This is a genomic window from Bacillus sp. KICET-1, from assembly GCF_027721405.1.
GTDB classification, from domain to species: Bacteria; Bacillota; Bacilli; order Bacillales; family Bacillaceae; genus Bacillus; species Bacillus velezensis.
In genome coordinates this window covers 3618682-3634065 of record NZ_CP113515.1, presented here as the reverse complement: position 1 = coordinate 3634065, position 15384 = coordinate 3618682, and the positions used below count along the sequence as shown (strand labels likewise).

Below are 15384 nucleotides of genomic sequence, written 5' to 3'. Positions count from 1 at the left end.
GAAAGAGATGATTTTACAGGCGGTTTATATTCAGTTTCATATTGCGGTGTCCTCCCCCGTTTTTTAATGAAAAATAAAAAACTGCATATCCGAGGGAATATGCAGCAGCAGAACGAAAACGCATGGGGAAAAACCCTGCGCTCCGGTCAATCTGCACTTCCCCACGCTGGTATTATCCAGATCGGGTTATAAGGGATCAAAACACGCCTGCCGCATGTTTTATCTCAGCCGATAACAGCACCCCTAGTGCGTTTCCTATACAGTTTTTTATGATGATATCATCATAGTTGATCATGTCTGATTTGTAAACAGCCTTTCTCCAAACAGAGTTTGGAATCGGACCGGATGATCATTCATAAAGATAAGAAGAGCCCTTTTGATCAAAAGGAAACGGAGGACATCTATGTTTGTTCATACAGTGCAGTCTGGCGACTCGTTATTTTCCATCAGCAGAAAGTACGGATACCCTGTTGACAGCATCAGAAGCGTCAACGGGCTTGAGGAAACGAATATCGTTCCGGGGCAGGCGCTTTTAATCCCTCTTAATGAATATACGGTTCAGCCGAATGATACGTATGCCGTTATCGCAGGTAAGGCTTATGTGCCGCAGATGCAGCTGATGCAGGCAAACCCGGATATTCCGCCGAACCGGCTGCGGGCGGGTATGAAAGTGAAGATCCCTGATATCTCTAACTATCTTGCGGGAACCCTGCAATTTTATGTCATTCGGACGCCTGAAGCGGATAGAGAGTTAATTAATGATTTTGCGCCGTATTCTTCGGCGATTTCTTTGTTTGAATATCATTTTGGACCGAACGGAGATATCATGAACGATTTAAACGACAGAACCGCAATAGAAACCACATGGCAGAACAGAGTGCGCCCGCTTGCCGTCATTACGAATCTGACAGAAGGGGGATTCAGTCCGGAATTAGCCCATCAAGTGCTGCAAAATCCGACGGCACGAACGAATCTCGTCAACAATATCGTCTCCTTAACCGTAAGAAGGGGATACGGCGGTGTAAATATCGATTTTGAACGGGTCAGAGAAGCTGACAGGGACCTCTTCACAGGATTTCTCCGGCAGTTAAAAACCCGGCTTTCAGAGCATCAGCTCGCGTTAACGATATCGGTTCCGGCAAAAACAAGTGATGCAGTGCCGTGGCTGAGGGGATATGATTACGGCGGAATCGGAGCCGTCGTCGATTATATGTTCATTATGGCGTACGACTGGCACCACGCCGGCAGTGAGCCGGGACCCGTGGCGCCTTTGACAGAGGTCAGGCAAACGATCAATTTTGCCATCAGCAGGGTGCCGAGAAGAAAAGTGATTCTCGGTGTTCCGCTGTACGGGTATGATTGGGTGATTCCGTCCCGTCCCGGAACGATCGGATCCGCCATCTCCAATCAGCGCGCCATGGAAACGGCCATGAAGCATCAATCAGTGATCCGTTATTCCCGGCAGGAGCGTTCCCCTTACTTCCGGTATACTGATGAAAATGGAAGAACGCATGAAGTGTGGTTTGAGGATGTGCGGAGCATGAGTGAAAAAATGGTTCTCGTTCGGGAGTTCGGACTGCAGGCGATCGGCGCGTGGCAATTAACGCTCGGTTTCAAACCGGGCCCGTGGCTGCTTAGGAACTTTTTCACGATCCGAAAAATATAGCTGCATGTCCCGCTCCGCAAGTGATTTTTTCTTTCCTATGATAACGGGTCTTCTTTTGGACAATCTAAAATTGAACAGGAGGTCTGCCATATGAAGAAAAGGGAAGAGCAGTATATCAACGAGGCTGAGTATGTACCGCATCCTACAAAAGAAGGGGAGTACGCGCTCATGCTGCATGAATCCTATCATTTCCTTTCAGAAGAGGATGAAAGCGATTTGCCGGAATAAGGGCTTTATGCCTTTATTCCGTTTATTTTATAGGCAAGTGCTGAAATCACAAATTTAAGGTTGACACATTCCTTTTTTTTCTGTAATCTCAGTGTGTCAATTCAAATAAGAACTTCGTTAGGTGAGGCTCCTGTATGGAGATACGCTGCTGCCCAAAAATGTCCAAAGACGCCAATGGGTCAACAGGAATCATCGACATAAGGTGATTCTTAACGCAGCTGGATGGCTGTCCTATGCCATACAGTGCTAAAGCTCTACGATTGGAGGCCCCGCACGTTTATTTGCCGTGCTTGTTTTCGCCTTCATATCGGAAGGTTTTTTTTATGCCTCAAAACGTACACGACTGAGCATGATAAGGAGGTGCGGAGTATGGATTCTCCCCATTCGAGTATGTCAGAAGAAGTACCCATATACAGCCAGATAACCAGTGACGACATGATGAGGAGACAGACCGCCGCACTTCCCTTGACGGACGGCGCGTCTCCGTAAAGGAGGTACGAGTCCCGATGGTCCAAAACATGACCTATGACGAACTCATATTACGCATTATCATTTTATTGCGGGACGGAAAAATAAAAGAATTCCGAAACATGATAGATGAGCTTCAGCCCTATGACATGGCATTTTTGTTTAAAGAAATGCCGGAAAAGCACCGGGCCCGCTATCTGTCATATATGACGGTTGATGACATCACCGACATGATCGGAGAGCTGGAGCGGGAATTTCAGCTTGCCGTTTTGCATAAAGTCGGTAAAACGAAAGCCACTCTCGCAATGAATAAAATGGATAACGACGATCTCGCCGCATTGCTGGAAGAGATGGATGAAGAACTGAAAGAACAGCTTTTATCCAGCATGGAGGCTGAGGAATCAAAGGCCGTACAGCTTTTGATGAACTATCCGCAAGAATCGGCGGGCCGGATGATGACGAACCGCTTCGTCTGGATTCCGCAGCATTATACAGTAAAAGATGCGGTCGTGAAGCTGAAAAGCTTTGCAGAAATCGCAGAATCAATAAATTATTTGTACGTGATTAATGACAGCAAGCAGCTTGTCGGAGTGCTCTCTTACAGAGATTTAATTCTCGGCGAGCCTGAGGATAAAGTGCAGGATCTCATGTTTACGCGTGTCATCTCGGCCGGGGTGCTCCAAGACCAGGAAGAAGTCGCCCGGCTGATCCAGCGGTATGACTTTTTAGCCATTCCGATCGTGGAAGAAAATCATGTGCTTGTCGGTATTGTCACAGTCGATGATATTATTGACGTCGTGATTAAAGAAGCCGATGAAGATTACGAAAAATTCGCAGCCTCCGGTAAGGCGATTACATTTGATACGAAAGCGTACGTTGCAGCGTACCGCCGTTTGCCGTGGCTCATTCTGCTTTTGTTTATCGGATTGATTTCCGGAAGCATTCTGAATTATTTTGAAGATACATTGCAAAAAGTAGTCGCCCTCGCATTTTTCATGCCGATGATTGCGGGAACGACGGGTAATACAGGCACACAGTCACTCGCCGTCGTCATCAGAGGACTGGCTAAAGAAGAAATGAATAAAAAAACCATCTTTAAACTGATTTTCCGTGAATTAAGAACCGGAATCTATATCGGCATCGTCTGTGCGATCGCGATTACGATTGTCGCAACCGTCTGGCAGAAAGACTTAACGCTCGGTTTTGTCGTCGGTTCATCGCTGCTTGCAACGTTGATTATCGGTACGATGGCCGGAACGATCGTCCCTATTATTCTTCATAAACTGAACATTGACCCGGCGATTGCATCAGGACCGCTGATTACGACGCTGAACGATATTTTGTCCTTATTAATTTATTTCGGCATTGCAACTGCATTTCTTCATGCTTTATAAAAAAAGTCCGTCTCACAGGAGGCGGACTTTTTTTATCAGCGGTTTTTATACTTAAAATGAGCATTAAGCTGTCCTTCCAGCATTTTTTTGCGGAGCTGCGGGTCGTTTTTGAGAGCCTGTTCTTTTTTTCGCATGTCTTTTAAAATCTCAGCCGTCTGCACGCCGTCTTCCCGCTTGTTGGCAATATCCATCAGCCGCTCAACGTCCGCGAAGGAATACTTTCTCGTTCCCCGTGATGATCGCTGCGGGTAGATTAATTTCCGTTCTTCATAGTATCTGATCTGTCTGACTGACAATCCGGTTAATTCGCTTACAATGCCGATCGAGATTACTTTTTTATCTTTGTAAGATTGTTCGTCTGCCGTCATTTTTCCACCCCTGGATGTCTTTTACTCATATTATATAAGAAAAAAAGAGAAAAAACCTGACGCTTGTCAGGTTTTCTGACGCGGAATAGAAAATTTTAGAAAAAAAGCGGCAGAAAAATTGACAAGGTTAATGCATGGTCCTTTGCCCCGTTTTATGCTTACTGTACAGACACAATGAGGAGGAAGGATAGGAATGGAGAAAGAAAAAGCGGTTTCGCTGGCAAAAGAAATCATTGAATTAGATATGAAACGCGATGAAATGCTGGAGGCGTTCATGCAGCTTGCCGGGGAACATGCTTTTCCGCTGCTCAGAGCCGTCCAGAACGGACTTTACCGAAAAACATCATAATCCTACAGAAGTTTTACAATGGCTTTATACGTCTTTGATATAAAAGCGTTATTCTGATCATAGAATAACGGAAAACAAAGGAGGCCGCCATGAGTCATTTGCTTCAAAATGCATTGGACAAAGAGAGAAACCATTATTCCAAAAAGCTTCTTCAGATCGGAGTCTATACGAAAGAAATACTCAATTCCATGACAATTACGGAGCTGAGAAAGGAATACGCGTATTTTTTTCGGAACATTCCCTATAAAGAACGGAACCCTTATACAAATTAAATGATGTATAAGGGTATTTTTTTATATAAAAAAGAAGGAATTCTGAAAAACGGCACGAATAGAATATAAAACAAAGAACGACTCTTATGAATTGTAAGGGTTTACATTATTTTTTTATAAAAATCTTAAATACGGGGTAGATATGATGAGATTATCATTTAACGAAGAAGAAGTGATGCGTTCGATGAATTTGTACAAAGTTTTTGCAAGGGCTTTCAAGAGTGTGTCTGAACACAGCATCCGCGACAGTAAAGAACACGGTTTTAATCCGACTGAATTTGCCGTTTTGGAGCTGCTCTATACGAGAGGACCGCAAAAGCTTCAGCAAATCGGGTCGCGTCTTTTGCTTGTCAGCGGGAATGTCACCTATGTCATCGACAAGCTTGAAAGAAACGGGTTTTTGGTCAGAGAACAAGACCCGAAGGACAAACGGTCTGTTTACGCCCATTTAACTGATAAAGGAAACGAGTATTTGGATAAAATTTATCCGATTCATTCATTGAGAATTGCGAGAGCGTTTTCAGGACTTATGCCTGAGGAACAGGAACAGCTGATAGCCTTACTGAAAAAAGCGGGAATTCACAGCCAGCATTTGCTTTTCCGTTAAAAGAAAGCGGATACAAACACTCTTCTTCAGGAAGAGTGTTTTTTTCTGTTCCGGACAGTAGAGCCTGAAGCGGTTTTTGCATAAGCTGATACAGGTCGGCATCATTATTTACCAATCATAATGTGACATGCCCCATGCCAAAATATGAGGGTGCTTTGAATATAAAGAAGGTGAACATGTGAGAAGCTGTCTGCTGTCTATATGGTACTTACTTGATCCGCTTTATTTCTTCTTTACCCGGCTGACGCTGATTGATAAACGGCAATCGAATGTATTCCGCGTCCGTTTGACAAGATATAAAGGAAAAGAAGTCATCCTGAGCGACGGAACCAGAATTAAAAAAAACGACGTGTTAGTTAAGATTCATCTTCATAATGTCAAACTCCTGAAAGAGCTGCAGCCTATTGAAAGCGCGGTCAGAAGGGGGATTATGCTATATCAGAAGGTATATCAATCCATGCCTCATTTAGCGGATTATATTAACCAGCATAAACGGAAAGACGAGATTAAGGGAGTCGTCGGCATTACAATGCTTCATAAAGGAGCGGCGAGACTCGGTTTTGATGTGATAAAACCGTCCAGCGGCTGCTACAGGCTGTTTAAGAAAGCGGCCCATATTCCGATTTTATACTTTACTGCAAAACAGCTCACCCTCAAAAACATTCCTTACTCCTGCTATTTATTTATTTCCAAAGAAAAATTGATGTGCACGTATCAGACTGAAAAGAGCTGACAAAAAGCGTCAGCTCTTTCTCTTGATTTGCTCAAGCACGATTGAAAGCGGGCCGTCCTGCGGATTCCGGTAAAAATCATAAAACGGATCTCCCTCTGTCCTGACGCGGTTCACTACTGTATCGATCGTATAATCATCAGGTGTTAAAGAGGAGTTGACTTCGCTCCAATAAAGGGGAGCCGCAACCGTTCCCAATTCGTTGCCCCGGGTCGAATAGGGGGCGATAATGGTTTTCCCTTCGGCATGCTGCAAGTAATCTAGGTAGAGCCTGCCGTTTCGGTTTTTGATAAACCGCTCTGTCGTAAAAAGATCCGGGCGCGTCCTGACGCAATAATCGGCGATGAGCATTGTGAACGCACGGGTTTCTTCATAGGTGAATGCTTCCGGTGAAAGCGGGATATAGAGCTGAATGCCTTTATTTCCGGAGAGCTTCGGGAATGACGTAATGCTGAATGAGTCAAACAGCTGTTTCAGCACATGCGCAGCCTCCACTGCCATGGGAAAATCATTCCTTGACGGAGGATCAAGGTCAATGACGATTTCTGCGGGCCTTTCAGAATGAACTTTCTGAAACGGAACGTGAAATTCAAGCGCCAGCTGATTAGCCAGCCATAGAAGTGACGGTATGCTGCTGCATACGATGTGCTCGTGGCTCCCGTCAAACACGCTTGAGACAAAGTCCGGCGTGTAGTCCGGTTTGTTTTTTTGAAAAAAAGATTCGCCAGGCGCGCCGTGCGGATAACGGATCACCGTGACGGCCCGATCTTTAAGAAAGGGCATAAGAAAATCGCTCATTTTCACCATATAACTAAGGAAATCTGCTTTCGTTTTTTCACGTTTTTTAAAAACGATCTTATCCAGGCTTGTGAACTGCAGCTTCGGCGGCAGCGTTTTAGAGCGGAGGATAAGCTGCTGATACGTGCATTCCGTCCAATCCATTTCAAACTGAAAAGACACAAAAGATACTTCACGCAGCGTGTCCTGCAATATGGTTAAATACTGCACGGTCATGCAGATAGAAGGCTCAAGTGTATACTCGCCGCTTTTTTGTTTTTTTCCGTGGGTCTCCATAATGGTTCTGACGGCGTTTTTTTCTTCCGCCTGCATGCCGTGGGAAACGGAAGCGATCGGGATGGCGGTGCCGTCTTTTAAAACAGAGGCTGTTACATACCCGTTCTTCGGATTAAACCCGGTTAATAGCACATGTGCCGTTTTCATATGTTTATACTTTTGCCAGTCGGGAGAGCGTTTATTTTCCGCCCAGCCGCTTGATGCTCTTTTTGCTACGATACCTTCTCCGTCATGGCGGACGACCTTGTCCCAAAGCGCATCAAAGTCAGTGTGTTCCGGAATGTATTGAATCGCTTCTTCCGCTAAGTGATGAGGGCAGGCTGGAAGATTTGCTTCTTTAAGCAGTTTGGAAAGGGCGCGTTTCCGTTTCACATACGGTAATGAAACGGTGCCCGCGCCTTCCAGAACGAGGAGATCAAATGCCAGAAAGCGGCACGGCCGTCTATCAGCGGTGCTTTCAATTGCTTCCGTCCGTTTTAAACGTCCGCGGATTTGAAGATGCTCAAAGTCCGCTCTGTACGGATTGATTAAATAGACAAGCTCTCCGTCAAGCGTAATGGGGAACCTGTCTTTCATGTGCTGAAAACACCGAGCCGCAAAAGCTGTGATTTCCGGAAATTGATTCGTCAGCGTCTGTCCGTTTCTGCTGGTTAATGTAACGCCGCTTTCGTCTATGCGGAGAAGACAGCGGAACCCGTCATACTTTACCTCATAGCGCCACTCACTGCCTTCAGGCGGTACAGAGGTCAAAATCGGCTGCATCGTCAGCACCATGATTAAGACGTTCCGGCTTTTTGTCTGGTCGTCTTCTGCTTTTTGCCTCCGCCGCCTGCTGACGCGGCGTCTTTTGGCCGCGCCGGTGCAGCCTGTTCGCGATCCGGCCGCTTCGTCCGGTCAATGCTTGCCTGAAGCGCGCTGACAAGATCGATGACATCTTCGCGCGGGCCGGCAGCAGCCGGTGTCACGCCCGCTTCTTCATGTTCGAGCTTATCGTTAATTTTAGCGAGAAGGGCTTTCCGGTATGTGTCTTCGTATTGTTCCGGGTCAAACTCGGTTGTCAGCTCATTAATTAACGTAATCGCCGTCTGCAGCTCTTTTTCATTAACGGCTGTCTGCTCGGGAACGCCCGGCACATGTCCGGCATTTCTGACTTCATCCGGATAATGAATGGATTCCATCACGATGCAGTTGTCATACACGCGAAGAATCGCAAGCTGCTGTTTAGAGCGGATCGTAATGGAGGCAATCCCGATTTTACCCGTCGTCCTCAGCGCTTCTCGCAGAAGTGTATAGGCTTTTGTGCCGTTATCTCCCGGCCCGACATAATATGACCGGTTAAAATAAATCGGATCAATTTCCTGCAGCTGGACAAAGTCAACAATCTCAACCGCTTTTTCTTCATGTTCCTGTTTTACGTCTTTCAAGTCTTCGTCTGTCATAATGACGTATTTCCCTTTTACATACTCATAGCCTTTCACGATTTCATCAGGTTCCAGACTTTTTTCACATCCGGTGCAGATTTTCTCGTATTTAATCGGCGCATGGTCTTCTTTATGAAGACTGCGGAATTTTATATCTTTATCTTCAGTGGCCGCAAAGAGCTTGACCGGGATATTGACGAGGCCGAAACTGATCGAACCCTTCCACATCGTGTGCATGAATAAAAACTCCTTTTTGTCTTTATTGTGGATAAACGGGTCCGTTCCATGTGTAGCAACTTATGGGTGTTGCGGCGCTTCATGGAGCGGCTGTTCCATTTCCTCAGGCGGAAATGGTCGGCTGAAAAGGAAATGAATTCTTTATTTACAATCAGTGAATCGGTAAGTTCTTTAAAGCGCTGAAGTCCCTGAAAATCATCAGCGGTAATCAAAAAGATTATACAAAATCATTCCCCGGGAAATGCCCACGCATTCCCATGTGGTGACTGAGAAAATTTCCCGCTCCCATATGAACTGAATCCGCGGTCAGCCGCCGCTTACTTTTCGGGAGATCTTAAGTGATGTAAACGCCGCCAGACAAGCAATCAGGAGACAGGCGGGACGTTGTATTGCGCATGTCATTCCCTCCCGCTATACCGATCTGAAACGACTCACATTTATAAAGGGCATGTCTAAAAGATATTTCAGCCTCAAGGTTTTGTGTTAAAATCATTCTTAAGTTTCGGAATATAGACGTAAGCCGGGAGTGATAGATCATCGAAGATTTCATCATATCAATAATAGAGGCGTTTAAAAGCTTATCTTATGCCGGAATTTTTTTGGCGCTCAGTATAGAATTCATCCCGGCGGAAATTGTTCTTCCGCTTGCGGGCTATTGGGTCTCAAAAGGGGATATGACACTTGCCGGGACCGTGTTTGCCGGTTCGCTCGGCGGTGTTTCAGGCCCGCTTGTCTTATATGGAATCGGCAGGCTGGGCGGTCGGCCGTTTTTGCTGAAATATGGAAAGTATATATGGATAAAACCCGAATCCCTGCAGAAATCAGATGATTTCTTTCAGAAGCACGGAGGTTTGGTCGCGTTCAGCGGCCGTTTTATACCGGGGGTCATGACGCTGATTTCTTTGCCGTGCGGCATTGCGAAGATGAATGTCTGGGTGTTCTCTCTATATACATATGCGGCGATGCTGCCGATTACATTTGCTTACGTATACCTCGGAATGAAACTCGGGGAAAATTGGAAAAGCGTCGGTTCCATTCTCGATCAATATATGCTGCCGCTCGGTATATTCATTGTGTTGCTTCTCATTCTTTGGATGTTTTTAAAGAGAAGAAAACAGCGGGCCAAAACAGAAAAAATTTCTCAATTTGTTAAAAAAGTTAAGCGTTGACAAATGATGAAACAGGCTTTATCATGAGCGTATAAACAAATATTTCTTGAAATCCCAAAGGGGAGTAGCGTCCGGATATTCCGGAAACAAAGTCGTCAATTCATGGATCATATCCATCGGCTTTGTTGGCATGCCAATCATTCATGTCTAGCAAGACCTTTGCCTTATATCGGCAAAGGTCTTTTTTGCGTAAAAAAACCGCCGGTATAAGCTCGGATGATAGAAAAAAGAAACGGAGGGAATGGATTGGACTTTGCATTATTATTGGAGTATGGATGGGTTCTTCTCGTTTTAATCGGGCTGGAAGGGATTTTGGCGGCGGATAACGCGCTGGTGATGGCTGTGATGGTGAAGCATCTTCCTGAAAAACAAAGGAAGAAGGCTTTATTTTACGGATTGGCGGGCGCATTTATTTTGCGTTTCGGGTCGCTGTTCGCCATTTCTTTTCTGGTGAATGTTTGGCAGGTCCAGGCCGTCGGCGCTTTATATCTGTTTTACATTGCGGTCAGCCATTTGCTGAAGCGGTATGTATTTAAAGATAACGCCGGTGAGAAAATGCAGAAAGAAAGCGGGTTTTGGCAGACTGTCTTGAAAGTGGAGCTCGCGGACATCGCTTTTGCCGTTGACTCCATTTTAGCTGCGGTCGCGCTTGCCGTAACACTCCCGGGAACAGAGCTTCCTGCCATCGGCGGCTTGGACGGCGGTCAGTTTCTCGTTATTTTAGCCGGCGGCGTAATCGGTTTAATCATTATGCGTTTTGCGGCATCAATGTTCGTATCCTTACTGAAAACCAGGCCGGGCCTTGAAACGGCGGCATTTGTGATTGTCGGATGGGTAGGCGTAAAGCTCGCTCTTTATACATTGGCCCATGAGGAACTCGGTATAATTCCGGCAGATGTCATCCATTCGGCGGCCTGGAAAATCATTTTCTGGGCGGTTCTGGCTGCCATCGCGGTTTGCGGATGGTTTATGTCAGGAGCAAAACAAATAGAGTCTGGCGCGGAATCGGAAAAAAGAGAACACGCGTAAAATGATCAAAAAGGGAGTCTGGCTTTTTAAAAAGCAGGTTCCCTTTTTTGTTTGAAACGCTTACATTTAAGACATATGATAACAATTTTATAACAGCATTGTTACAAAAAACACAGAGAAAACCCCCTTAATTCTGCATGGGGGCACGAAATCATGTATAGTACGTCTTATTGGCTTGTCATAATTGAGACAAATGAAATCGATTTCTCTTTTTCTTCCTTTGCGAATCCCTACTAAATTAGCTATGATTATGAGTAGTTATAGGGAGGAACTGAGGTGAAACCAGTGCTTAGCCTTTTGTTTAAATTGGGAAAAAAGAAGCAAACGCTTGAAACATCTGTTGAAAAAATACAAAAAGGCGACAAAGATCTGCAGAACGATTTAATACAGCAATATAAGCCTTTTATCGCGAAGACGGTTTCATCCGTTTGTAAACGATATATAGATGAAAAAGACGACGAATTCAGCATCGGGCTGATCGCGTTTAACGAAGCCATTGAAAAGTATTCGGCTGAAAAAGGTAATTCGCTGCTTGCATTTGCAGAGCTGATTATAAAAAGAAAAGTGATAGACTATATCAGAAAAGAAGCAAGAACCGCTCAGCATATCAATATGGATGTGCAGGAAGGCGACGACCAGGAATCTTCGCAGAGCCTTATCGAAGCGGAGCTTTCCATTGATGAATACCGCAAACAGATAGAGCAGGAACAGCGCCGGGAAGAAATTCTTTTTTTTCAGAAGCAGCTCAAAGAATACGGGCTGTCTTTTAAAGAGCTGCTGGAACAATCGCCGAAGCATACAGATGCGAGGCAGAATGCGATTAAGGTAGCCTACACGCTTGTTGAAAATGAAGAGCTGGCGTCCATTTTGCACCAGAAAAAACAGCTTCCTGTCAAACAGCTGGAGCAGCTCGTGTCGGTCAGTAGAAAAACGATCGAACGGAACCGAAAATATATCATCGCCATGAGTATTATTATTACCGGTGATTATATTTATTTAAAAGATTATCTTAAAGGGGTGTTGCACTCATGAGAAGAGGGATCATAGTAGAGAAAAATAAAAAATTCGTCACGTTGCTAACCCCTGACGGACAATTTTTAAAAACAAAAAATGATCACCGCACTTGTGAAATCGGAGAGGAAATTACGTTCGAAGGCGAAACGCGTATGGGAAGAAGGGCCAGCTTTTTTGATTTTCTGAAACTGCGCCCTTTTAAATTGGGAGTGTTTACGATGACTGCTATTATTTTGTTTATTTTAATTTTGCTCCCGGTTTTTTCGGATAACAAAGCTTACGCGTATATGACGCTTGACATTAATCCCAGTATTGAAATGGCTTTAAACAGCAAATATGAAGTCATTGAACTGACACCGCTGAACCATGACGCCAAACAGGTCATCAGTGACATCGGAGATTGGAAAAGCAGCGATTTTAAGGAAGTCATCAGTAATATTATTACCGATTGCAGCAAGCATGGATATGTAAAGGAATCAAAAGAGATTTTAATTTCCACGGTTTATGAAAATACAGATGACAATACATATAAAAAAGGCGTTAAAAAACAGCTGGCCGACATGACTGAAAAATATAAGGGCACCTACCAGGTCCAATCGCTTGAATCTGATATGGAAACAAGAGAAAAAGCAAAACAGGAAGGGGTGTCAACAGGCAGCTACATAAGAAGAAACGAAAAGAAAACAGAAGAAAAACAGCCTGAAAAGCAAACCGACGGCAATGAAACAGATCAAAAAGATACCGAAACAGACGCTGATCAAAGCGAGCAGCCGGACACAGATAAGCCGGCGGCTGATGAAAAGACAGCTCCTGATGAAGAAAAGGCAGCAGAGAAGCCGGGAAATAATGAAACAACGCCCGGTACGGAAGAAGCGAAGCCGGACAGTCAGGACGGCAATCAGCAAACCGAAAAAAATGCAGCTTCCGGATCAGAGGAAAACACACAGAAGGAACAAGATGGGGAAACAGAGCAGCCCCCAACACAAAATCCTCAGGAAAACGGAAATGACAAAGAGCCTAAGCAAAAGTATTACAATCATTACTGGAATCATGATCGCAATGAACATTGGGAATCCTATCGGCATCATGAAGATTCGTCAGACCGAAGGAATCCGAACGGCTACCGGCACGGAAAGGAGAATGCCGATAAATATCAAAATTCGCCGAGAAGTCCCGGCGAATAAGCTGCATTATTGATTTTTCCCGTTTAATTGTGATTGAGCCTGCTGTACAAGACGTTTTGTCATTTCCCCGCCTACAGAGCCGTTTGCGCGTGCTGCTGTATCAGAGCTAAGGTTCACGCCGAATTCTTGAGCCACTTCGTATTTAAATTGGTCAAGTGCCTGCTCAGCCCCTGGAACTAAGAGTTTATTTCTGCTCGCCATCTTTTTCATCTCCTTTTCTCTGGCAAGATGTGTTTTCGCATTTTAGTTTCAAACGGAACGGTATTGATTATGCTGGCAATTGTTGTACAGCAAAAAAACCCCGGCGCAGACACCGGGGCGAAGAAGCGTTATGAATTATAATAAATGGCTGATCATTTTGTAGGCTGAGGCTTGAATATGGAAAGTCAAAACGGAGAGCACCGTGACGGCGATTATGGATCTGATATTGTTCCATTGTCCGCTTCCGAGTTCTTTAAAGCAGCCTTTGAGCTTGTCCGTCTGCTCTTCGACGAGCTCCTGCAGGCTCGTTTCCTTCATCGGCGGGTTTGCCTTATGATGAAGATAATCAATCACTTGGGCGCAGCTTTCATAGTAGCTGATCGGGCTGATGACGTCGTCTGATCTGTCTGTGATCGTGTTAAAAGCAATTTTTAATATGCCGCGTATATGTTCGAAGTCATAAATTGATTTTAAATCACGTACAATGAGAAGGATGACAGCTTGTTCAATTGTATATTTTTTGCCGAGTAAGGGGTGGCCGATTAAATCTTTAATATCGCGCTTCACCCAGTTTTGGACGGCGGTTGATTTTAAAGACGTCAGCTCGCACAGATTTCCCAGCTCGACAATCTCGTTAGTTGAAAGCCCGTATTCCTTTTTCTCTTTTTTTCGTTCGAATCTCGTCAGAAATTCAGGGATATGCAGACGGCTTTCCGCTTCATCCAAGGTCATATCCGCTGATTGCAATAAGATTTGGAGAGGAGTTGCGTCTCCTTGGCCTTTTAACGCGTAAAGAAGCCGGACCATATCAGTTCGGGTCAGTTTAAACGTGTTCATGGTTCACCTCTGATTGATTACGTGTTCACTTTTTAATATCACTGAGAATTACATTAACATCATACGTCGAAATTGTTGCATTTTCAAACAGATCATTTATAATTTAAGTAAATAAGTTCTTTTGATCTTAAAAAAGACGGAGGTAATTATGGCGAAAAGAATATTTCTGTTTATTTTAACGAACCTTTTGGTCATTACGACAATCGGAATTGTGCTTACGATTATTACAAGCGTTACCGGTGTCGGCTCGTATATACAAAATGGCCGCATTGATCTGATGGCATTGCTCGTGTTCAGTCTTGTCGTCGGTTTTGTCGGTTCTTTTATTTCTCTCGGAATGTCCAGATGGATGGCCAAAACGATGATGGGCGTCCGGGTGTTAAATCCGAAGAAACAGTCGCTCAGCTATGAAGAGCAGCAATTGGTTGACCGTGTGCACAGATTGTCACGTGCCGCAGGGATGACGAAAATGCCTGAAGTCGGCATTTATCATTCCCCGGAGGTCAATGCTTTTGCGACCGGGCCTTCTAAGCGCCGTTCGCTTGTCGCGGTTTCTTCAGGTTTATTGCAGCAGATGGATGATGCTGCGGTGGAAGGGGTTCTTGCCCATGAAGTCGCACACATCACAAACGGTGATATGGTCACGATGACGCTGCTGCAGGGAATCGTCAATACGTTCGTCGTATTCCTTTCCCGAATCGCGGCATGGGTTGCAAGCCGCTTTGTCAAAGAAGACCTCGCACCGGTCGTTCATTTTATCGCGATGATCGTGTTTCAGATTATCTTTTCCATTCTCGGCAGTCTTGTCGTCTTCGCCTACTCGCGCCACAGAGAGTTTCACGCTGACCGCGGCGGTGCAGACCTTGCCGGCAAGGATAAAATGATTCACGCCCTGCGTACGCTGAAGTCTTATACAGGACATGTGAATGAAGAAGACCAGACGGCAGTGCAGACGTTAAAAATTAACGGCAAAAAGCATTCGTCATTGTTCTCCACACACCCTGATCTCGATGAGCGCATTCGCAGGCTGGAAGCAAAATAATCAACAAAACCTCTGACAATCGTTTCAGAGGTTTTTTGTTTAAAGATCGGCAAACTACATAAGGTAATGAAAAATCTTTCTAAAAAGACCTTTA

At 44.9% G+C, this 15384-nt stretch carries 17 protein-coding genes and 2 riboswitches; of the genes, 12 read left to right on the top strand and 5 right to left on the bottom strand.

Annotated elements, in window-relative coordinates; all coding sequences use genetic code 11:
• Positions 1–141: 141 nt before the first annotated feature.
• Positions 142–255, bottom strand: a riboswitch (TPP riboswitch).
• Positions 256–403: 148 nt separating this feature from the next.
• The 3 genes from OVA33_RS18095 (at position 404) to mgtE (ending at position 3756) form a co-directional block, all read left to right on the top strand.
• On the top strand, positions 404–1666 hold the full coding sequence (locus tag OVA33_RS18095) for a glycosyl hydrolase family 18 protein (protein ID WP_128974063.1): 1263 nt from the start codon (positions 404–406) through the stop codon (positions 1664–1666).
• A 90-nt stretch (positions 1667–1756) separates the two neighbouring features.
• Positions 1757–1894, top strand: coding sequence for a transcriptional regulator SplA domain-containing protein (locus OVA33_RS18090; RefSeq protein WP_003154740.1), 138 nt, complete (start codon positions 1757–1759; stop codon positions 1892–1894).
• A 106-nt stretch (positions 1895–2000) separates the two neighbouring features.
• Positions 2001–2166: riboswitch (M-box (ykoK) riboswitch) on the top strand.
• Positions 2167–2400: 234 nt separating this feature from the next.
• Entirely contained in the window at positions 2401–3756 is a 1356-nt protein-coding gene (mgtE, locus tag OVA33_RS18085) for a magnesium transporter (protein WP_012117400.1), read from the top strand.
• Between the two features lie 35 nt (positions 3757–3791).
• Here mgtE and OVA33_RS18080 read toward each other — a convergent pair whose 3' ends face one another.
• On the bottom strand, positions 3792–4124 hold the full coding sequence (locus OVA33_RS18080) for a MerR family transcriptional regulator (protein WP_014417562.1): 333 nt from the start codon (positions 4122–4124) through the stop codon (positions 3792–3794).
• Positions 4125–4317: 193 nt separating this feature from the next.
• Here OVA33_RS18080 and OVA33_RS18075 point away from each other — a divergent pair, with 193 nt between their 5' ends.
• From OVA33_RS18075 to OVA33_RS18060, 4 genes are all read left to right on the top strand, one after another.
• Positions 4318–4473, top strand: a complete 156-nt coding sequence (locus OVA33_RS18075) for a hypothetical protein (protein WP_003154733.1) — start codon at positions 4318–4320, stop codon at positions 4471–4473.
• 89 nt (positions 4474–4562) lie between these two features.
• Positions 4563–4745: a Fur-regulated basic protein FbpA gene (locus tag OVA33_RS18070; protein ID WP_015388327.1), complete on the top strand. Its 183-nt coding sequence runs from the start codon at positions 4563–4565 to the stop codon at positions 4743–4745.
• A 142-nt stretch (positions 4746–4887) separates the two neighbouring features.
• Positions 4888–5352, top strand: a complete 465-nt coding sequence (locus tag OVA33_RS18065; protein WP_007610911.1) for a MarR family winged helix-turn-helix transcriptional regulator — start codon at positions 4888–4890, stop codon at positions 5350–5352.
• A gap of 178 nt (positions 5353–5530) precedes the next feature.
• Positions 5531–6085 (top strand): YkoP family protein, encoded by a 555-nt coding sequence (locus tag OVA33_RS18060; protein ID WP_007407215.1) that lies wholly within the window; start codon positions 5531–5533, stop codon positions 6083–6085.
• A gap of 9 nt (positions 6086–6094) precedes the next feature.
• Here the strand turns inward: OVA33_RS18060 and OVA33_RS18055 are convergent, their stop codons facing one another.
• Positions 6095–7930: a DNA ligase D gene (locus OVA33_RS18055; RefSeq protein WP_025650359.1), complete on the bottom strand. Its 1836-nt coding sequence runs from the start codon at positions 7928–7930 to the stop codon at positions 6095–6097.
• Positions 7931–7932: 2 nt separating this feature from the next.
• On the bottom strand, positions 7933–8814 hold the full coding sequence (ku, locus tag OVA33_RS18050) for a non-homologous end joining protein Ku (RefSeq protein WP_015239724.1): 882 nt from the start codon (positions 8812–8814) through the stop codon (positions 7933–7935).
• A gap of 533 nt (positions 8815–9347) precedes the next feature.
• On the opposite strand from ku, the gene OVA33_RS18045 reads away from it, so the two are divergent.
• The 4 genes from OVA33_RS18045 to OVA33_RS18030 all read left to right on the top strand — a co-directional run bounded on the left by OVA33_RS18045 (position 9348) and on the right by OVA33_RS18030 (position 13210).
• On the top strand, positions 9348–9983 hold the full coding sequence (locus OVA33_RS18045) for a DedA family protein (protein ID WP_390184486.1): 636 nt from the start codon (positions 9348–9350) through the stop codon (positions 9981–9983).
• Positions 9984–10229: 246 nt separating this feature from the next.
• Entirely contained in the window at positions 10230–11012 is a 783-nt protein-coding gene (locus tag OVA33_RS18040) for a TerC family protein (protein ID WP_025650362.1), read from the top strand.
• Between the two features lie 276 nt (positions 11013–11288).
• Positions 11289–12044, top strand: coding sequence for an RNA polymerase sigma factor SigI (sigI, locus tag OVA33_RS18035; protein ID WP_003154719.1), 756 nt, complete (start codon positions 11289–11291; stop codon positions 12042–12044).
• Positions 12041–13210 carry an anti-sigma-I factor RsgI family protein gene (locus OVA33_RS18030; protein ID WP_017417640.1) on the top strand — a complete coding sequence of 390 codons (1170 nt, stop codon included), beginning with the start codon at positions 12041–12043 and terminating at the stop codon, positions 13208–13210. The genes sigI and OVA33_RS18030 overlap by 4 nt, the downstream gene beginning before the upstream one ends.
• Before the next feature lie 6 nt (positions 13211–13216).
• Here OVA33_RS18030 and OVA33_RS18025 read toward each other — a convergent pair whose 3' ends face one another.
• Together OVA33_RS18025 and OVA33_RS18020 are read right to left on the bottom strand one after the other, a co-directional pair.
• A complete protein-coding gene (locus OVA33_RS18025) occupies positions 13217–13411 on the bottom strand; it encodes an alpha/beta-type small acid-soluble spore protein (RefSeq protein WP_003154717.1) in 195 nt (64 codons plus the stop codon).
• Positions 13412–13546: 135 nt separating this feature from the next.
• Positions 13547–14248, bottom strand: coding sequence for a DUF1836 domain-containing protein (locus tag OVA33_RS18020; RefSeq protein ID WP_012117404.1), 702 nt, complete (start codon positions 14246–14248; stop codon positions 13547–13549).
• Between the two features lie 148 nt (positions 14249–14396).
• On the opposite strand from OVA33_RS18020, the gene htpX reads away from it, so the two are divergent.
• Positions 14397–15290: a protease HtpX gene (gene htpX, locus OVA33_RS18015; RefSeq protein ID WP_007407207.1), complete on the top strand. Its 894-nt coding sequence runs from the start codon at positions 14397–14399 to the stop codon at positions 15288–15290.
• Positions 15291–15384 lie beyond the last annotated feature (94 nt).